21 protein-coding genes are annotated in these 17,916 nt (G+C 39.4%); 17 read left to right on the top strand and 4 right to left on the bottom strand.

The window, feature by feature from the left end:
• The first annotated feature begins 7 nt into the window (after nt 1-7).
• The 8 genes from RH061_RS14225 (at nt 8) to dapF (ending at nt 6,552) form a co-directional block, all read left to right on the top strand.
• Nucleotides 8-328 (top strand): DUF4870 domain-containing protein, encoded by a 321-nt coding sequence (locus RH061_RS14225; protein ID WP_311071106.1) that lies wholly within the window; start codon nt 8-10, stop codon nt 326-328.
• Nucleotides 329-470: 142 nt separating this feature from the next.
• The gene (locus RH061_RS14220) at nt 471-671 is read left to right on the top strand and encodes a PLD nuclease N-terminal domain-containing protein (RefSeq protein ID WP_311071104.1); all 201 of its coding nucleotides are present in this window, start codon (nt 471-473) and stop codon (nt 669-671) included.
• Nucleotides 671-1,579, top strand: coding sequence for an ABC transporter ATP-binding protein (locus RH061_RS14215; protein ID WP_311071102.1), 909 nt, complete (start codon nt 671-673; stop codon nt 1,577-1,579). Before RH061_RS14220 ends, RH061_RS14215 begins: the two co-directional genes overlap by 1 nt.
• Nucleotides 1,576-2,355 (top strand): ABC transporter permease, encoded by a 780-nt coding sequence (locus tag RH061_RS14210; protein ID WP_311071100.1) that lies wholly within the window; start codon nt 1,576-1,578, stop codon nt 2,353-2,355. Before RH061_RS14215 ends, RH061_RS14210 begins: the two co-directional genes overlap by 4 nt.
• Nucleotides 2,356-2,619: 264 nt before the next feature.
• A complete protein-coding gene (locus RH061_RS14205) occupies nt 2,620-4,008 on the top strand; it encodes a S8 family serine peptidase (RefSeq protein WP_311071098.1) in 1,389 nt (462 codons plus the stop codon).
• Between the two features lie 125 nt (nt 4,009-4,133).
• Nucleotides 4,134-4,925 (top strand): hypothetical protein, encoded by a 792-nt coding sequence (locus RH061_RS14200; protein WP_311071096.1) that lies wholly within the window; start codon nt 4,134-4,136, stop codon nt 4,923-4,925.
• Between the two features lie 88 nt (nt 4,926-5,013).
• On the top strand, nt 5,014-5,343 hold the full coding sequence (locus RH061_RS14195) for a four-helix bundle copper-binding protein (protein WP_311071095.1): 330 nt from the start codon (nt 5,014-5,016) through the stop codon (nt 5,341-5,343).
• 228 nt (nt 5,344-5,571) lie between these two features.
• Nucleotides 5,572-6,552: a diaminopimelate epimerase gene (gene dapF / locus RH061_RS14190; protein ID WP_311071093.1), complete on the top strand. Its 981-nt coding sequence runs from the start codon at nt 5,572-5,574 to the stop codon at nt 6,550-6,552.
• Between the two features lie 26 nt (nt 6,553-6,578).
• Here dapF and RH061_RS14185 read toward each other — a convergent pair whose 3' ends face one another.
• On the bottom strand, nt 6,579-8,411 hold the full coding sequence (locus RH061_RS14185; RefSeq protein WP_463675599.1) for a DNA ligase D: 1,833 nt from the start codon (nt 8,409-8,411) through the stop codon (nt 6,579-6,581).
• 139 nt (nt 8,412-8,550) lie between these two features.
• Here RH061_RS14185 and ku point away from each other — a divergent pair, with 139 nt between their 5' ends.
• Both ku and RH061_RS14175 read left to right on the top strand, forming a co-directional pair.
• The gene (gene ku / locus RH061_RS14180; RefSeq protein ID WP_311071090.1) at nt 8,551-9,405 is read left to right on the top strand and encodes a non-homologous end joining protein Ku; all 855 of its coding nucleotides are present in this window, start codon (nt 8,551-8,553) and stop codon (nt 9,403-9,405) included.
• A gap of 119 nt (nt 9,406-9,524) precedes the next feature.
• On the top strand, nt 9,525-10,421 hold the full coding sequence (locus RH061_RS14175; protein ID WP_311071088.1) for an NAD-dependent epimerase/dehydratase family protein: 897 nt from the start codon (nt 9,525-9,527) through the stop codon (nt 10,419-10,421).
• Nucleotides 10,422-10,464: 43 nt separating this feature from the next.
• Here RH061_RS14175 and RH061_RS14170 read toward each other — a convergent pair whose 3' ends face one another.
• Nucleotides 10,465-11,517 carry a sulfite oxidase gene (locus tag RH061_RS14170; RefSeq protein WP_311071086.1) on the bottom strand — a complete coding sequence of 351 codons (1,053 nt, stop codon included), beginning with the start codon at nt 11,515-11,517 and terminating at the stop codon, nt 10,465-10,467.
• Between the two features lie 149 nt (nt 11,518-11,666).
• Here RH061_RS14170 and RH061_RS14165 point away from each other — a divergent pair, with 149 nt between their 5' ends.
• The 3 genes from RH061_RS14165 to RH061_RS14155 are packed head-to-tail and all read left to right on the top strand — an operon-like array spanning nt 11,667 to nt 13,170.
• A complete protein-coding gene (locus tag RH061_RS14165) occupies nt 11,667-12,191 on the top strand; it encodes a hypothetical protein (protein WP_311071084.1) in 525 nt (174 codons plus the stop codon).
• Nucleotides 12,192-12,249: 58 nt separating this feature from the next.
• Nucleotides 12,250-12,735 (top strand): metallophosphoesterase family protein, encoded by a 486-nt coding sequence (locus tag RH061_RS14160; RefSeq protein WP_311071082.1) that lies wholly within the window; start codon nt 12,250-12,252, stop codon nt 12,733-12,735.
• Between the two features lie 39 nt (nt 12,736-12,774).
• On the top strand, nt 12,775-13,170 hold the full coding sequence (locus RH061_RS14155) for a cytosolic protein (protein ID WP_311071080.1): 396 nt from the start codon (nt 12,775-12,777) through the stop codon (nt 13,168-13,170).
• Between the two features lie 32 nt (nt 13,171-13,202).
• On the opposite strand, the gene RH061_RS14150 is transcribed toward RH061_RS14155, so the two are convergent.
• Nucleotides 13,203-13,514 (bottom strand): DUF6509 family protein, encoded by a 312-nt coding sequence (locus tag RH061_RS14150; RefSeq protein WP_311071079.1) that lies wholly within the window; start codon nt 13,512-13,514, stop codon nt 13,203-13,205.
• Between the two features lie 143 nt (nt 13,515-13,657).
• The gene (locus tag RH061_RS14145; RefSeq protein WP_311071077.1) at nt 13,658-14,278 is read right to left on the bottom strand and encodes a LysE family transporter; all 621 of its coding nucleotides are present in this window, start codon (nt 14,276-14,278) and stop codon (nt 13,658-13,660) included.
• Between the two features lie 393 nt (nt 14,279-14,671).
• Here RH061_RS14145 and RH061_RS14140 point away from each other — a divergent pair, with 393 nt between their 5' ends.
• The 4 genes from RH061_RS14140 (at nt 14,672) to RH061_RS14125 (ending at nt 16,866) form a co-directional block, all read left to right on the top strand.
• A complete protein-coding gene (locus RH061_RS14140; RefSeq protein ID WP_125480913.1) occupies nt 14,672-14,878 on the top strand; it encodes a cold-shock protein in 207 nt (68 codons plus the stop codon).
• Between the two features lie 554 nt (nt 14,879-15,432).
• Nucleotides 15,433-15,624 (top strand): glycine zipper family protein, encoded by a 192-nt coding sequence (locus RH061_RS14135; RefSeq protein WP_311071075.1) that lies wholly within the window; start codon nt 15,433-15,435, stop codon nt 15,622-15,624.
• A 4-nt stretch (nt 15,625-15,628) separates the two neighbouring features.
• Nucleotides 15,629-15,760: a hypothetical protein gene (locus RH061_RS14130; RefSeq protein WP_311071073.1), complete on the top strand. Its 132-nt coding sequence runs from the start codon at nt 15,629-15,631 to the stop codon at nt 15,758-15,760.
• Between the two features lie 509 nt (nt 15,761-16,269).
• On the top strand, nt 16,270-16,866 hold the full coding sequence (locus RH061_RS14125; protein WP_311071071.1) for a hypothetical protein: 597 nt from the start codon (nt 16,270-16,272) through the stop codon (nt 16,864-16,866).
• Nucleotides 16,867-17,916: the final 1,050 nt, after the last annotated feature.

Raw genomic sequence — 17,916 nt, 5'->3', positions numbered from 1 at the left:
AAAGACAATGCCAAAAAACGATGAAAGACTTATTGCAGCAGGCATTTATGTTATTAGTTTTTTTACTGCTTTTCTAGGCCCGCTGATTATCTGGCTGGTCAAGAAGGATGACTCCAGCTATATTGATTACCACGGAAGGGAGTATATGAACTTTTTTATTTCTTATACTGTTTATGGAATTGTAAGCGGAATTCTTGTCATCCTGCTGATTGGGATCTTCATGTTGTGGGTCATCGGTATTTTAGCCATGGTGTTCACGATCGTAGGTGCGATAAAAGCTTATGAAGGTCAGGAATATCGGATTCCATTCATATTCAGGCTTCTTTAAGAGGCATAGAACAAAAATCTCTGGCATATGCCGGGGATTTTTTTTGCGGCATTTTAGACTGTGCTAAAAATTTTCTATTTTTTTGAACGATATTTCTCTTCAGTCGTCTTATGGGTGTAAAACAAATGAGGAGGTTATCCAGATGGAATTATTCGCTGATATAAATTGGGCTTTACTTGCACCTATACTAATCATTCAGGTGATTTTATTAATTGTCGCGGTGGTTGATCTAATTAAGATTGAGAAAACAAACGGCCCTAAATGGGTTTGGGCCATTGTTATATTATTGGTGAACATAGTCGGGCCTATCCTGTATTTCGTGATTGGAAGGAGAAATCATTAATGCCCTTAGTTCGAGTGGAAAATTTGGAAAAGAATTTTAAAGACTTACGAGTGATTAAAGGGTTGAACTTCGAATTGGAAAATGGGAAATGTGTCGCATTGATCGGTGCTAATGGAGCAGGGAAAACGACTACGCTGAAAATGCTCTCCGGGCTTATGGAACCAAGCAAAGGGAAGATTTCTTTTGTGGGTGAAAAGCAGGGGGGTGACCATCGCCGGTTGATTGGGTATCTTCCGCAGCATCCTGTTTTCCATGACTGGATGACAGCGAGGGAATTTCTTGAGTATGTTGGGAAGCTATCTGGATTGGATGCAAAGGAATCGAAGGAGCGGGCAGCAGAACTTCTCGAGCTTGTGGGTATTGCGGATGCAAAAAACAGGAGGATCGGCAAGTTTTCTGGCGGCATGAAGCAGCGGCTGGGGATTGCCCAGGCAATCATTCACAGGCCGAAATTGATTATGCTGGATGAGCCGGTTTCCGCCCTGGACCCATTTGGAAGGCGAGAGGTCCTTGAACTGCTGGAGAAGCTGAAGAAGGAAGCGACTGTATTATTTTCTACTCATATCCTTAATGATGCCGAGGAAGTGTGTGAAAGTATTTTGTTCCTCCACAATGGTGAAATAATAGAATCTGGGACAATGGATGAATTCAGGGAAAAATACCACCAGTCAAAAATCGATCTTGCTTTTAGTCGGGAAGCTTCAAGCTTTTTACAATCTCTTTCAGAACATCCACTCATCGTTTCCATTCAAACTGAAGGCAATAAAGCAAGTATTTATACAGAAGATCTTGAAACTATAAAAGAGGCTTTGTTGAGTCAGGCAGCCAGGGAGAACTGGCCCCTCACTAAATATGAAATCGGTTCTATCAGTCTTGAAGATGTGTTCATGAAGGTGGTGCAAAAATGAAGCAGTGGTTCACTCTGTTAAACAAAGAATTCCTGGAGATGGCAAGAAACTACAAATGGGTCTGGATGCCGATCACTTTTATATTGCTTGGGGTGATGGACCCACTAACCACCTATTACTTGCCTGAAATCCTTAATTCCGTCGGAGGCCTTCCGGATGGGACGGTATTTGAAATGCCCGAACCATCTGCTCAAGAAGTATTTATCATGAGTTTGGGACAATACCAGATGATTGGTATATTGGTAATCGTCCTCTCGATGATGGGGATAATTGCTGGTGAAAGGAAGAGCGGTGTCGCACAATTGATCCTTGTAAAGCCGGTGTCCTATTCCTCTTATATTACTTCCAAATGGGCAGCTGCAATTATATTGATCCTCCTATCATTGTTCCTTGGGATGTTGGCAAGCTGGTATTATACAGGCGTTCTATTTGAATTCATTCCGTTCGGCGCCTTCATGGAATCATTCGGATTATATGCACTTTGGCTCGTACTGGTACTGTCCTTCGTAATCCTTTGCAGTGCAATGTTCATGCAGCCAGTTGCAGCAGGGATGGTATCGCTTGTTACTGTCTTTGTATTTACAATCTTAGGAGGTTCCTTCCAGCACCTGCTTGAATGGAGTCCGACTCAGCTCGTATCCTATGTTTCGGAGAAGTTGATTACCGATAACTGGCCTGAACATGTTTGGCCGGCGACTGGAATGACTTTATTGATGAGCGCGTTATTTGTTGTATTGGCTATATATATTTTTAAAAGGAAAGAGCTTGCTGATTAGGCCCGGTCAATGACCGGGTTTTATTTTTTTACTAGGAAGGAAGAACTGTTTTAACGATTCAATTTGTCGAAATATTTACATAATTGTAACGTTGAAATGAATCTATTAACTTATTTAAATTCAATCACTGCCGAAAAATGAATCAGTGAATAATAAATTGGACCTATTTTTATGGATAAATTCGGGATTTGGGTGTCGAATTCATTATATTGCCAAAACTTAAAAATTAAATATAATGAAAATTAAGAAAAAAGGAGGGGTTTTATGTCGACAAGAAAAAAGCTTTACGCAGGAACACTTGCAGTCCTTCTGGGAGCGGCTACGATTTTCAATGCTGGTGTTACCAAAGGGGAAGCAGAATCAAATACTGAGAATACATACCTGGTAATCTTTAAGGATCAACAGGGACTTCCATCAGGCTATGCGGAAGCAATCAAAAAAGCCGGCGGTCAAGTCGAAGATAAATTGGACAAGCTTGGTGCGGTAGAGGTTACTTCTAAAAATGCCAACTTCCTAAATGAAGTCAAAAAGTCCTCCATTGTTTTGGAAGCTGGTGTGGAGAATACTGTATACCCTGAACAGACATTTGATGGAGAGACAGTAGAAGTGGAAGACCTGACAGAAGGTGCAGACTTTTATAATCAATACATGTGGGATATTAAACAAGTAACAAATAACGGTGAATCATGGAATCTTCCGGGGGGAACAGGATTATCAGTTGATGGTGAGGACATTGTTGTCGGTGTCATCGATACTGGAATTGACTATAATCACCCTGATTTAAAAGATAATTACGCAGGTGGTAAGTCATTTGTTCCTGGTTATGATGATCCGATTGACCAGAACAGCCACGGTACGCACGTTGCCGGTTCCATTGCTGCAAAAGGTGAAGCTCTTGGAGTGGGACCAGACCTTAAGGTTGCCTCATACCGAGTATTTGGTCCAACTGGCGGTGCAGCAACTTCTCATATTGCAGAGGCTTTAATGACAGCCGCAGATGATAATGTTGATGTCGTCAACATGTCTCTTGGCGGATATGACTGGTTCCAGGATCCTGCGTATGCAACGAAGGACATCGTTGCGGATGTTCAATTGTTCAACCGCGCGATTCAGTACGCAATCCAGAAAGGTGTGACGGTTGTAGGCTCTGCCGGAAACAATGCTGTCGATCTTAGCAGCCCTGGTAAATTGTCAGGCGATGATACAGGTTCAACACACAGAAGTCCTAGCAGCCAGACAATGATCAGAGTTTCAGCTGGCGGAGCATTAAAGAATCTTGCATTTTACTCTAACTATGGAGTAGGGAAAATTGATGTAATGGCACCAGGCGGCGACCTTGGGCCAAATTATGATCCAGCTACTGGTGATGGCAGAGATAATAGTTATCTTGCTTTTAGCACAGTCCCACTTTTAGATGCTAATAAAAATGTCATAGGTCATGGTTACGGCGGTAAGGGTGGAACTTCAATGGCAGCGCCCAAAGTTGCTGCGCTTGCTGGTGTGGTAATCGCGAAGCATGGTAAGGATAAGCTTAACCCTGCACAAGTGAAGGCAATAATCCAGAGTTCATCTGAAGATGTATTCGAAAATGGGTATGATGCAGAATCTGGCCACGGCTTGATTAATGCAGTAAATGCATTGACTATTAAATAATTCTATTGGAACCGGACAAGTGAAACTGTCCGGTTTTGTTCTGTTTAAAAAAGGTAGAATGATTAGGCTCCTTGTTTAATAGAATTAAAGTGACGAAGTAGATATTCTTCAAGGAGATAATAGATATGAGCATTCAACAATATTACCAGCAGACAGCCTATATAAGTTTAAACGGTTCCATTTTATCAGCGGGGCTACTTACGGCGATTCTGGCGTCAAGTCTGCTGTTTTCCTGGAACATACCTCTTTTCCTGGTATCAGTACCATTTTTGTTTTTAGTCCTCAGCCACTATAATACCTATATTTTATATAAGAACAAATCAGAAGAGAGTGAGGGTACCTTTCATCATTATGATGATAATCAACTTCTGGAGCAAAACAATCTGCTGATCGGCTTCAGCCCTGCGCCGGCAGTAAGATTACTTTTTTTTACACCTGACGGAATGCTGGCAGGAGAATTAAGAGAATTATCTTCTAAAAGTTATCGCTGGTTTATCCCATATTTTATAGATAAAAGAATCATGAAAAGAATTGGAATCTATGACTCCAAAGGAAATTTGGAAGGCAGCCTGATACAAGAGCGAAATAGGTTCAAAATGCTAAATGCAAATAAAGAAGAAATTGGTGTGTTTTATCCAAAAAAAGCGTCAAAAGAGACGATTGGAGTTGCTTTCCTAAGTGGCGGCAGAAAAATGAGGGCAGAGAGAATCCCAGGGTCGATGCACGACTTTAGGGTTGTTCAGGAAGGCGGGAATACGGCTGCCAGGCTTCAAAGAGGATGGATGCCATTGGAATGGACAAGGTTTTTCAAAGAAGCCAATACCCCCGTCTTAACATTCGACTATACAGTGGGACAGGCAGAAAGGCTGGCTGTACTTGCAGCTCTCGCCAGTCGCTATATGTATTATGACCATTAGTATGAAAATTGTACCATTTATGAAAGTTTTGTTTATCCTCCACTGCAAAAGGCTAACAAATAGATAGAAACTAGTAGGAGGTTGAAATATGGAAAGCAAACAATACCAAGATTGTATCCAGGCATGCATAGAATGTATTGAAGCATGTAATGTTTGTTTTGATTCCTGTTTAAAAGAGGAGAATGTAAAAATGATGGCAGAGTGCATCAGAATGGACAGGGAATGTGCCGAAATATGCGGCATGGCAGTAACTGCGATGCAAACGAACAGCCACTTTGTTAACCAAATCTGCGGCCTGTGTGCAGAAATTTGCGAAGCCTGCGGCAATGAATGCAAGAAGCATGACCACGACCATTGCCAAAAATGTGCCGAAGCCTGCTTTAAATGCGCAGAAGCCTGCAGGAAAATGGCATCCTAAACCAGGGAACCAGCAAACACATGCTGGTTCTTTTTCTGTTAGAAAAAGTAATCGGCTATAAATGAACTTTAGTGAATCTGCATTGCCCGGAAAACGTTCGAGAAGCCAAAAAAGGTAAAAGCAGGAGCCTTGCCAGATAGAAAAATAAAACATCATGGCTTTGAATATTGAACAATTCGGGCTTTTATGGCATCTTGTAATATAACGAAGGTTTTTGGGGGCGTAAATATGTTAATTGATTTAATTAAGTGTCATGGTTCACATAATGACTTTTTGTTAATAGATGAAACGGACCGGGATTATAAATTTGATGATTTTAAAAGACGTGATCTGGCGCTTGTGCTGTGTGATAGAGAGTCATCACTGGGAGCGGATGGCATCCTGTTCATCCGTCCGAGCAGGGTAGCGGATGCTCAATATCGGATTTTTAATTCTGATGGTACCGAGGCATCTATGTGCGGCAATGGACTTCGCTGTGCAGGACGCTATGTCTGCGAGAAGCTCGATGTTGATGAAGCAGTGATCGAAACGATGAAAGCCAATCTCAAGGTGAAGAAGCATGAAGAGATTTTCAGCGATATCCCAACTTACCAGGTGGAAATATCACCGGTCACTTTCGACTTGAAGGATTTGCCGTTAAAGCTATACCAGGAAACATTGATTCAGGAGAAAATTCCTCAGTTATCGGAGGAATTGACGTTTACGGCTCTGTCAGTGCCCAATCCTCATCTAACGACTGTAGTAACAAAAGAGCAATTAGAATCCAACTTGCAAACGGAATTGAGCGAGAAGGTAAACGGTCCTAATGATCTTTTTCCTGACGGCGTCAATGTCAGTTTCATAAGAATCCTAGAAAGGGGAAGTATCTTTGTCAGTACCTATGAGCGAGGCGTTGGCTATACGAATGCGTGTGGAACAGCGATGTCCGCCTCGACACTTGTCACCTGCCTGATGGGGGAAAATGAACTTGGCCAGCCTGTCAATGTATACAATAATGGCGGGATGGTACAATGCGCTGTTCATAAAGAAGATGAGACTTACTCAATCGACTTGATCGGCAATGCTACTTTTGTATACTCAGCTCAAATAGATGTTGATTTTTCAAAAGAGGGATTACTTACAGAAATCCTGGAACAAGAAGATTTTGATGAGGAAATCGAGTACAGCAAGCTGCAGGAGCATGCTAAAAAGTATCTAAGCCAATTTTAAAACGAAGAAAACCCTGAGGAGCTTCCTCAGGATTTTTTTGACTTCAGAACATTGAGTACCGGTTCGAAGTTCTGCTCTGCTTTAGCTGCAAAATAAGTCCGGAACGGACAGCCTAACTTTTGTACGCGCTGTATGATCGTTCCAAGGTGGAAGTTCTCAATATTTAAATCTTCGTTCACTTCTTCCCAGAATAAGGGAGTGGCTACACCGGCATGTGATTTCCCGCGTGCGGAATAGGGACAGACAATCGTTTTGCCTTCAGCATGCTGGATGTAATCGACATATAATCGGTTGCCCCTGTTTTTCTTCAGACGTTCTATCGTAAAGTAATCGGGCTCCTTAGAAACAAGATAGTTGGCGATAAAGGAGGTGAACAATCTTGTATCATCGTAGCTATAACGGTTATCCGGAAGCGGGATATACACCTGAAGTCCTTTATTCCCAGATGTCTTGATAAAACTGATCAGCTTCAACTCATCCAGTACCTCTTTAATATATACTGCTGCTTTAATTGCTAAATGAAAATCGTCCCTTGATGGTGGATCAAGGTCAAAAACGATTTCATCAGGCCCTTTGCTGTTGATTGTTTGGAACGGAATATGAAATTCAATGGCAATTTGATTCCCGAGCCATAGCAAGGTTTTCATATTATTGCAGACAATATACTCAATTCCTTCAGATTTTGAAGTTTGGACAAAATCCGGTGCATAATCAGGAACGTTCTTTTGGTAAAAGGCTTCGCCAAACATCCCGTGAGGATAGCGGATCACAGTTAACAGCCGGTCCTCCAAAAATGGAAGCATATAGGGAGAAATCTCCCTTAAATAATGGATGTAATCAACCTTTTGAATCGGCGGATCTTCCCAGATCTGCTTATCTGGATGGGTGATGTCGATATCCGGAGGAAGATTTTTTTGTTGGAAAACGAATTTTTCATACGTGCAGGTATCTGGACTTAAATCGAAACGAAACTGATGAAAATGAGGCTCACGAAGTTGGTCCTCATATATTTCCAGATACTTTACATCAAGGCAGATGCCTGGTTCTACATAGATGAACTGGTTATCTTCATCATTTTTATTTTGCTTGATGATTTGATGGAGTGCATTTTTTTCCTCGGGCTTGAATCCGAAGATGACCAGCCCGATTTGATGTATTTTTGAATCTTTGTAAACTGAGATATAAAAGTATCCATTGGTTTTCTCATAAGCTGTGACAAAGCAGGAAACATACTTCCAATTCTTCGATTTAATCCACGTTTCCGTCCGTTTCCCTTCCTCCCATTTACTATTGTATTGTTTGGCAATTATCCCCTCACCGTCGTAAATGACAACTTTTTCCCATAAGTTTTCCAAATCCGTTTCGCTTGGGACAAGCTGGATCAAGTCATGGTTTTGGTGGTTTGGACTGAGTGGAAGTCCTAGTTCAGAAAACAGCGATTGAAGCTTTAGCCGCCGATCTTGATAAGTATCAGAAGCAATGTGTTTTCCTTTTATCCTCAAAAGGTCGAAAACCATCAGCCTGCACGGATTCCTTTTAGCTTCGGTTTTGATTTTTTCCTTGGACCGCATTCTTCCTCTAATTTGGATCGCCCCAAAATTAGCTTTATAAGGGTTCTCAAGATAAACAAGCTCAGCGTCCAATGTCAAAGGCAAATATGGCTGGAACTTTTCTTTATTGGCATCAAGGAACTCCGATAATTCCGGAAAGAGAGGCAACAGGGGTTTGCCATTACGGCTTGTCAGTTCAATTTCTGAATCCCATGTCAACAAGGCACGAAAGCCATCAAATTTGATCTCATAACGCCAATCATCCCCTTGTGGCGTTTCAAATGAAAGTGTAGGGAGCATAGGCTTCAACATTTTCAGCATCCTTTCACACCAGTTCTATTTATATTGTTCCTGTTTGGCCCCGAACTAGTACGCTGGGAAATGTTTTAATGCATGATAAGGCAATTATTAAGCAAATTAGTATTAAAACGAAGAGGTGGAGAATGTAATGCATACAATCTGGAAAGGGAGCATCAGCTTTGGGCTTGTCAATATTCCAATCAAGCTTCATGCTGCGACTGAGGATCGGGACATCAAACTGAGAACCCTTCATAAAGAGTGCCACTCGCCAATAAAATATGAGAAAACTTGCCCCGTGTGTGATGTTGAAGTGAAAAATGAAGACATCGTTAAAGCTTATGAATACACGAAAGGTAAGTTTGTTGTCCTTGAGGATGAGGATCTTGAAGCTTTAAGGAAAGAAAATGAAGATAAAGCAGTGGAAATAATCGACTTCGTCAAAATAAATGAAATCGATCCGATTTACTTTCAAAGAAGCTATTTCATGTCTCCGAACGAGGGTGGCGGAAAGGCCTATTCTCTTCTTAGGAAGGCCCTTGAGGAATCGCAGAAGGTCGGGATTGCAAAAATAATCATTCGGGCAAAAGAGCAGCTTGCAGTAGTACGGGTTTATAATAATACACTCGTCATGGAAACCATCCATTTTCCAGATGAAGTTAGAAACGCAGTAGATGTCCCGAATGTACCAGAAGAAGATAAAGTAACAGAAAAGGAACTGGAAACGGCCATCATGCTGATCGATCAACTGACAACTGAGTTTGAACCAGAAAAATACAAGGATGATTATCGCACCGCATTATTAGAGCTGATTGAAGCGAAGCGTACGGGTAAAGAAATGGTTACTCCTACTGAAAAAGAGCCAGTCTCCAATGTTACAGATCTTATGGCCGCACTGCAGGCTTCCATAGACCGTACCAAACCAGAAAAGAAGAAAGAAACAGCTCCGGCAAAGAAGAAAAAGACTGCGGCGAAACCAAAGGCAAAAGAGAAAAAACAGGCTTAAACAAACATATGCAAAACACACAGCCGGCCATCTATATGGGGCCGGTTTTTGTTTGGATAATTTTTAGAGGAGATTCTTGAACTGAAGAAGAATACTTTTAGGGAAAAGGGGGTTTTTTTATGAGAAAAGTACTTGTACTTGGGGGGACCCAGTATTTTGGGAAAAAGCTGGTACAAAAGCTTATAGAGAATGGAGATGAAGTGACAGTTGCCACCAGGGGAACAAAGAGCGATCCTTTTGGTGATCATGTAAAGCGGCTGGTGATCGATCGAGAAAAGAAAGAGTCGATGTCTGCAGCATTCGAAGGGAAGGCTTGGGACCTGGTGTATGACCAATCCTGTTTTTCGCCAATAGAGGCAAAGGATACATCAGAGGCACTCGAGGGGAAGGCTGGCCGCTATATTTTTACCTCAACGCAAGCTGTTTATGACTTTGGCACCCTACACACAGAGAGTAATTTTAATGCAAATACATATCCTGTTGAATACAAAAGCCGCAGGGAATACCCTGGGTATGAAGGCTACAAAGAGGCGAAAAGAGCCTCTGAAGCGGTATTTCATCAGCTTGGTATTTTTGAGGTTGTTTCTGTCCGTTTTCCGATCGTTGTTTCAGAAGATGATTACACTGAACGCCTAAAGTTCCATGTAGATAAAATCCTTTCAGGACAACCAATCGGTATTCCGAATCCTGAGTTGCGGTATAGCTTCATTCACGCTGATGAAGCGGCTGATTTTTTGTTGGGAATCGGGAACTCAAAATTTATGGGGCCAATCAATCCCGGATCGGCAGGGGATATTAGTTTGGGGGAATTGGTTGATAAGATAGCATTGCTTTCCAATAAAAAAGCGTCCGTTGTGAATAGCACCGAAAGCGGCACTGTCTCCCCATATGCATTGCCTGGCTCCTGGTCAATCGACACCTCACTCGCAACAGGCCTTGGCTTTAAGTTTATCGAACTAGATCAATTATTGGAGCAATTAATACTGTTTTATATTAAACAGAATGACTCGAATTAATATAATCCCAGGTGCGCATGATCATTTTGCACCTGGGTTTTCTTTATTCTGCCTTTACCGTTATGACCATTGCTGCATGATAACCGTATCCCTTCTTATTCCAGATAGCATCAGCAGGCTGGGTTTTGCCTTCACTGTCGGTTGCCCTGACTGTGATATGATATACATTTCCGGATTTGAATTCCTTCATGTAACTCCATGAAACAGTTTGATTTTCTTCAGTTGGAGTATCAAAATTGGCCTGCTCCCAATTAGCCCCATGATCAAAGCTAATCTCAACCTTAGAGATTACGCCTGACCCTGTCCAGGCGATCCCGCTGATTTCTTGGGTACCGCTTTTGACTAACTGCCTATCAAGTGGCTTCTGAATCGTTGAATTCACTTTGTTTGTCGTAACAGGCTCAGATGTACTGTTTTTAAAATAATAAACATAATCATCAGTCTGGAAGGGTCCGGTAAATTTGTTTTTGACCAAAAAGATCTCAGTAAGCCATTTTACAGAAGCCATTCCATACCAGCCTGGAACAATCAGGCGGAAAGGATAACCATGTTTATGAGAGATTGGTTTCCCGTTGTATTCAAATGCAATCATAACTTCCGGATGAAGTGCCATCTCGATTGGCAAACTTCTTTCAAAGTGGACATACTGGCCGTTCTTGATACCCGAATCTCTTCCCCTGAAGACTACTTCAGTTACACCTTCCTCCATTCCGGTGTACTCAAGAAAGGTTTTTAAAGGAACTCCCTTCCAAATTCCCTCACTCATCGCACCATCTTCCCACTGCTCACCAAAGACTTTTTCCTTAAAATAAGCTCGTTTATTTCCTGCACACTCAATGAGCACTCTATAGGAATTTGAGGGAAGCATAATAATTTCAGAGTAATGGATTTGTAAGGCTTGATCAACTGAGCCGGAAATTTTAAGTGTAAATGACTCTGGTGTTAAAATTGGATAGGAAAAATGGTTTCGTCGGTAAAATAGCTGATCTGCAACCGGCTGAAGCAAAGAGATAAAGTGTATCGGTGTTTCCTGATTTTCCGGGCTAAGGCTCTTTGTTGTTAAGTAAGGACGTACTTTTCTATAATCCAAATACATATTCATTCCTCCTCATCGTTAATTTATTGGCACGACGCAATTGGAAGAACAGGGAAATAGAAAAAGGTTTTTCGGGCTGGGTGTCAAATAATATTAAGAACAGGTAAGTGGGGAGCAAAAACGATGAGTTTTTAACAGGGGGCAGACAGATGGAGAAAAAAAGCAAATGGAAACTTATGATTTTACCTGCAAGTCTGTTTTTGCTGGCTTTTGGTTTATATGCTGGCTATACGATGTGGGAAAAAAGAGGTCATCAAGATTTTGGGAGCGATTCAAGCAATCTTAAAAATGGAGGGGAAACTGTCGCTGTATTCCGGGATGATTCCGAGAATGAAAACTTAACAGTTGGCCGCTTCATTCGTGAATATCATACTAAATATAATGATACACTCGGTTGGGGCAGAATCGATAGTGTTGAATGGAAGGATCAAAGGGAAATCGCTTCTGAAATACTCTCTCTATTGGCAACTGTCGAAACAGACAATACTGCTCTTCAAGCTGACTTTGACACCATATCCAATTATTCAAGAAGCATTGCAGATGGATCAAAAGATAAGAAGATTTTGCTTCAGCTGCACCGATATTTCCATGACCTTGATATTGAATTCAATGAATATAATAGGACGAGCGATTATTTTAATGTAACAAAATATAAAGATCCCGAGAATGGTTAATCCATCCTCACCAGGGTAACATAACAGTGACTAGCGGCGAAGGGAGTGGCTTTCATTCATGAAAATAGTGGTCATTTCAGACACTCATATGCCGAGGAAAGCAAAAGAACTGCCAGAAAAGCTGCTCATCGACCTGCAATATTGTGATTATATTATCCATGCTGGAGATTGGCAGTCGGTAGAACTGTACAATGAGCTTAAAAAGTTTGGTCCCGTGATTGGCGTTACCGGCAATGTGGATGGACCTGAACTCAAAAGTTTGCTTAAAACAAAGGAAATTCTTCAGGCGGGCAGCTTTCAGATAGGTATCGTCCATGGACATGGCACCGGTAAAACAACCGAGAAAAGGGCAATTGAAACTTTTGAAGCCGACAAGGTGGATTGCATAGTGTATGGGCATTCGCATATTCCAGTTGTTAAGGAAGTTGAGGGTGTCATTATCTTTAACCCAGGATCACCGACTGATAAAAGGAGGCAGAAGCAATTCTCTTATGGTATCCTGAATGTCGGAGAAGAAATTGTGGCAGAGCATGTCTTTTTTTAAAAAATCCGCTAAAAAAATAGACAGGAGTGTAATTCAACAATGAAAACTTTTGAAGTGAAATTTCACGCTGAAGACCAGGTTGAAACGATGAAGGTCCAGAAATTAAGCAGTGAAGATTATGAACAGGCTACCGAAGGCGGTACACGCCATCTGTTTGATTTGGATACGAATATTGGTTTCTTCGTGTTTTTCGACGCAGAAGATAAAGATGGCAAAGAGTATTATTTATTGCTTCAATATGAGGAGCAGAATGAAGAGCCATCCAATTGCTATGGCTTTCAACTTAAGGATTTCTACGAATTTTCAGCATTATATTTAAATGACCTTGAATTTACTGAAGAACTTAACGAAGAAGAAGGGGAGCTCGGACCTGTCCAGCACCTTGCCCATCTGCTTTACCACATTGTTGAGGAAGGCAAGGCAGTAGAAGTCTGAGTACATAAAAAAAGAGCAGACTCTGCTCTTTTTTAATTTGTTTCCTCTTCGTTTTCTTCATCAGAGGGCAAGTTTTCCTCGCAATACTTTTGCACTTGCACTACTTCATCTTCCTCAAGTTCGAAGTCAAGTACCTTTTCTGTTTCCTGCTCAATAAAATAGCTTTGCAGGATTCTGGTCTCTTCGCCGTTAACTAAAAAAAGCACCTTTAAGAGCAACCCTTTTTCAGTGTATAGCTCGTCCTCTTCGTCAACCTCGATATTTAAAAAATACTCATATCTGCTCCCCGACAGAAGTCCAAATGGATCTTCAAGGAACTCGACAGTATGTCCGGTAATATTCATGAATGCTCATCCTTTTAATTTTGTCACCTCTATTATATATCGAAAACATCAAAAACAATCAAGAAATTCGCAGTAAGAGACAGATAGCTGGATGAAATAAGAAAGAGTGCCTCCCGAAAGGGCACTCTTTTTAAAAATAAACATTAAAGAAAAAGCTTCAATGCTTGATAACCGAAAAAAAGCGCAAAGCCAATTAGTGAAAACCCGGATAAAAGTGAAATGATTGTAAGCAATCTTGTTGTAAGCAGCTTACGGAAGCTGCTGGATATTGCGGCCATAATGATATCCCAGAGAATGAGTCCCAATATGATGCCAAAGCTGTAAAGGATCAGTTCACCGGTGCCGTAGGAGGATGCAGTCTTGGCAAGGACGGATCCATAAATCCCCAGCCAAAATAAAATCGTCAGCGGGTTGGATATCGACATGATAAACCCGGAAAAAAAGGATTTCAAGCCGGATTCCTCGTTTCGATTATTCATGACGATTTTCCCGGATCCGAGAATTGTCTCTATTCCTGTGTACATCAAGACAAAGAATCCGAATAGCCAGAGAAAGGATTGCATGAAAGGAGTCTCGAGAAATTTAACTACACCTAGATAGACAGTCAGCATGTAGATGATATCAGCGGTGAGTGCACCCAGGCCCAGAAGCCATGCCTGGAAAAAACCACTCTTGATGCCTTTGTCCATCTGTGCTGCATTGACAGGGCCAATCGGCGCTGCCAATGATAACCCAAGGAAAATATAACCTAAGAAGACATTCACTTTTTTAGTTACCTCCAATAGTCAGAACGTAATTTGCTTGTACTATTTCTATTCAGACTTTTGGATGCGTACAACCTATTTTGTGGAATCGATATATTTTTTTATGTGGGTCTTAATAATCTTAGAATGAAAAGAATAAACTAGTAACTGTTGCGCAGGCAACTGCTTATGTGTCACTTTTGGTAAAAATAAGAAAGTGTGGTAAAATGGAATGGATATCAACTTTCGGACCATTCATTTATTATAAAAAGTTTAATTTGCCGGCTTTTTATAATAAATGAATTTTTTTATCAATCGAACGATGATAAGGTCTTTTCGGAATTTTGCAGCATTTTAAAATGAAAGCCTGCAAATGGAATAGGACCATAACTAAACTTATAGGAGCGTGAGGAAATGGCATTTGGAAGAAAACCGCCTGAAGAGATCGTAACCGCTGAAACGAAAATATGGGTATGTACTTCTGATGATTGCAATTGCTGGGTTCGCGACAATTTTAAAAGCAGCAATGTCCCCGCTTGCCCAATATGTCAAAGTGATATGGAACAGACGACCAAGGTTCTTGAAGTGGTCAACAACCATAGTCAGAATTTAATTGGATAATTTAGTGGTTAAAGCAGTCTGGATGAGTATCCGGGCTGTTTTTTTGTGCACAAAAAAAGTGCCCAATGTATAGGCACCTTTTCTGTATGCGGATGAGAGGACTTGAACCTCCACGGTGTTGCCACCACTAGAACCTGAATCTTGAGAAAGCTTTTAAAGGTTGTTTATACTTATTGGAAATCTGTGGTGTATAGGGGCTATCCAGGCTTCTTCCTTACTATTTTCTGAAATTTCTTCTTTACGTTCGTGGATTTGCAATTGTAAAAATGTTAGCAGAAATGTTAGCAACTAACTTGCTAAAAAAATTGTATATATTAATTCGGAATTGGGAATTAATGTATTGTAACTAATCAATAATAATAATTATCTATCATGGTGTTTACATCTAAAGGATCATAAAAGATATTATTAACGGTATTTAAGGAATTTTTTCTTTATGACTGTTAATATTATTTGTTTATGTCTCTTTTGGGTTTAAACGCCTTCTTTTATTTAAGGAGGTGAGGGAAGTTTTCGAATGAAAAATTCTTGATAGAAAGGAGGTATGAATAAAAATGTTAAAAAGATTTGTCAGTAATACAGCTGGTGCATTTGTGGGAGGATCAACCGGTGCATCAGTGTTAACTGGAGTTGGAGTAGTAATAGGTGGAGGAACGTTCGCAGCTCTTGGATTTGGTATAGGGGCAGTTACAGGTACGGCATCTGGGATTAAAGTAGTTAGTAATTTAATTGATGAGAGGAGGTAAACGCATGTCATGGGATTTATTTAATGAAGGAGTTTCTAAAGGCTTCGATGAGTTCTTAGAAGTTTTTACAGGAAATAAAGAACTACTTGAAGCAATGGAGGATATAAAAGACCATTTTGACGAAAAAGAAAAATAATTTCTAAGAAATATTGACTGCAAATTGGATCTTAGACCCGATTATGAATGTATTTGTTGTGAACGTCCCTTAAAAAGGGACGTTTTTTTTGGTGGCTAACTATGTAGGATAAAGATAACTTTCCGATATTATATATAATATTAATACAAAAAAGGTCGACTTTTCTTTTACTTTATTTGAAGGTGTTACGCATCAATTAGGTAAGTGAGCTTGAACATAATTTAATTAAGAAGCCAAGGCTTTTAATCTTAATTTACGGGTTCTTTCTTAATTCTTTTAAGAAAATAAATTCAGATTTTGGCTTTGTAAAGCTTATATTTATTCCTAAACTCTTTAGTCGATTAACTAACTCTATCAAGTGATTATTATACATTTCAATACTCCTTAATTTTTTTATTTATATTTATTATACGGAAATTTAAGAAGGATGAAAATGAGCCTAAAAGATAACTGCTGTTTAAATAAGAAATGCTTATTACATATAACAACATATGCTGGGGTGAATGTTAATGATTAAAAATGGTTCTTATTATTTGGATATTGAGAATAAGGTAAGTCTTCGGTTTACCTTTAGATCAGAAAACAAAGAAATTGGTGGCATAATTTCTGCAAATAAGCTAAAAAAGTTCTCCTTAAACAATAGTGGTAACCGGCTACCAAAAGGCAAAGTCACTCTTGCGTGGGACAATCACCAACCCGCAGAGGTTTTTTGTCTAGATACATTAATAAGGAACATTACACATACAGCGATTAATGATGTAAAACCATTAATCCAAGCAATATATAGGATTCATAATAGAAAACACAATGAAGTCTCAATCCAAAAATTTTATTTTAGTACTCTATTCCCAGATGATATTTTAATGGAATCTGAAGTCAGTATAAAAATAGATAATTTTAATAATTTGTACGAAACTTACTATGGAAGAGTTAAATGCCACTTTATTAATGCGGAAACTGGTAATAAAGAAAAATGGGATGAAATTAATACAGAATGGTCTAAATTATCTAGTGCAACTTTTACAGAGGCAGTAGAAGAAATGAAACAACGAATTGAACAAATTAAAGTGCAAGAATTAGAGAAACGCTTTTGTTGGCTAGAATAGTTATAAGTATTATTTGTAAAATATAACAAGGATTTATTATTGATCCTATCTAAAGCAAGGCGGGAAAATAATGGTTGATAAATGAACTTTATTTAAAATGGGACTCCTAAAAGGGTCCCAATTTAAGTTGGATTCTATTTTAAAACTTTATTTTTATCAATTATTTCTTTATAAGTTCCTACCTCTTTTACAGAAGTTAAACTTAAGTAACACTGATTGTGTATGACAGTATAGAATTCGTCTAGAATAACTTTATCTTGTAATTGAAAGACTTGAAAACATATTGGACAGTGTATTGTTCCTGTCATTTATTATCACCTCCCTTATCTATAATTATATAATGACTCATATAATTCCTTCATGTTCAAAAAATGTACAAAATTCAAAAAAAAATCTATAAAAATTAATAATAATGTTGACTTGCTCATTAACTTCTTTTTGAATCAACCAATAAATCAACTAAGTATCTTCTTAATTATTATAAAAATAAGTGTCCGTTAATATAGGATCTCTGCTGAGGAGTAACTCTATAATAGGGAACAGATTGACAGTTCTTAAAAAACACGGTTGTAAATATTGGGTGGGTGGCAGATCTGGAGATCTAACTTATGAAGGGCAATTTTAACAAATTTAGGTATTATTAAATGCATTTGTAAGAACATGTCGGAGGATTACAATGTATTAATTAGACAAGGGCTTATTAGTTTACACTAAATGGACTGTAGCTATTGAAAGCAGGATGACTATAGAGCCTATAAGAAAAATCTGATTTTATAGTTATACTCCATTAAGAATGATTAAAGTATAATGAAATAAGAAATTTTCTTCAAAAGGGTGAATAAATTGAAGTGCAAATGCGGTGGTATACTATCTGTCATTAGGATTGAGGGTTATCCAGCCAATAGCAAAGATAAACTTAGCTTTAGTCGACTTTGTGATGTTGAATGCCTGAAGTGTGGTTCTATTTACTACAGTCAACCTTATGATTTTGGAAAAAAAATAAACGAAGTAAAAAAAATTGATGAGTAACCAAACTGGCGTTGATTAAAT

Origin of the sequence: Mesobacillus jeotgali, assembly GCF_031759225.1 — a bacterium.
Classification (GTDB): Bacteria; Bacillota; Bacilli; order Bacillales; family Cytobacillaceae; genus Mesobacillus; species Mesobacillus jeotgali_B.
This window is presented reverse-complemented; position numbering and strand designations above follow the sequence as displayed.

Excerpts from the sequence above, each read along its gene's own strand:
- RH061_RS14175 (WP_311071088.1), top strand. The coding sequence starts at position 9,525 with ATGAGAAAAGTACTTGTACTTGGGGGGACCCAGTATTTTGGGAAAAAG.
- RH061_RS14225 (WP_311071106.1), top strand. The coding sequence starts at position 8 with ATGCCAAAAAACGATGAAAGACTTATTGCAGCAGGCATTTATGTTATT.
- RH061_RS14140 (WP_125480913.1), top strand. The coding sequence starts at position 14,672 with ATGGCATTTGGAAGAAAACCGCCTGAAGAGATCGTAACCGCTGAAACG.
- RH061_RS14155 (WP_311071080.1), top strand. The coding sequence starts at position 12,775 with ATGAAAACTTTTGAAGTGAAATTTCACGCTGAAGACCAGGTTGAAACG.
- RH061_RS14220 (WP_311071104.1), top strand. The coding sequence starts at position 471 with ATGGAATTATTCGCTGATATAAATTGGGCTTTACTTGCACCTATACTA.
- RH061_RS14150 (WP_311071079.1), bottom strand. The coding sequence starts at position 13,514 with ATGAATATTACCGGACATACTGTCGAGTTCCTTGAAGATCCATTTGGA.
- ku (WP_311071090.1), top strand. The coding sequence starts at position 8,551 with ATGCATACAATCTGGAAAGGGAGCATCAGCTTTGGGCTTGTCAATATT.
- RH061_RS14210 (WP_311071100.1), top strand. The coding sequence starts at position 1,576 with ATGAAGCAGTGGTTCACTCTGTTAAACAAAGAATTCCTGGAGATGGCA.
- RH061_RS14125 (WP_311071071.1), top strand. The coding sequence starts at position 16,270 with ATGATTAAAAATGGTTCTTATTATTTGGATATTGAGAATAAGGTAAGT.
- RH061_RS14160 (WP_311071082.1), top strand. The coding sequence starts at position 12,250 with ATGAAAATAGTGGTCATTTCAGACACTCATATGCCGAGGAAAGCAAAA.
- RH061_RS14200 (WP_311071096.1), top strand. The coding sequence starts at position 4,134 with ATGAGCATTCAACAATATTACCAGCAGACAGCCTATATAAGTTTAAAC.
- RH061_RS14170 (WP_311071086.1), bottom strand. The coding sequence starts at position 11,517 with ATGTATTTGGATTATAGAAAAGTACGTCCTTACTTAACAACAAAGAGC.
- dapF (WP_311071093.1), top strand. The coding sequence starts at position 5,572 with ATGTTAATTGATTTAATTAAGTGTCATGGTTCACATAATGACTTTTTG.
- RH061_RS14195 (WP_311071095.1), top strand. The coding sequence starts at position 5,014 with ATGGAAAGCAAACAATACCAAGATTGTATCCAGGCATGCATAGAATGT.
- RH061_RS14165 (WP_311071084.1), top strand. The coding sequence starts at position 11,667 with ATGGAGAAAAAAAGCAAATGGAAACTTATGATTTTACCTGCAAGTCTG.
- RH061_RS14135 (WP_311071075.1), top strand. The coding sequence starts at position 15,433 with ATGTTAAAAAGATTTGTCAGTAATACAGCTGGTGCATTTGTGGGAGGA.
- RH061_RS14215 (WP_311071102.1), top strand. The coding sequence starts at position 671 with ATGCCCTTAGTTCGAGTGGAAAATTTGGAAAAGAATTTTAAAGACTTA.
- RH061_RS14205 (WP_311071098.1), top strand. The coding sequence starts at position 2,620 with ATGTCGACAAGAAAAAAGCTTTACGCAGGAACACTTGCAGTCCTTCTG.
- RH061_RS14130 (WP_311071073.1), top strand. The coding sequence starts at position 15,629 with ATGTCATGGGATTTATTTAATGAAGGAGTTTCTAAAGGCTTCGATGAG.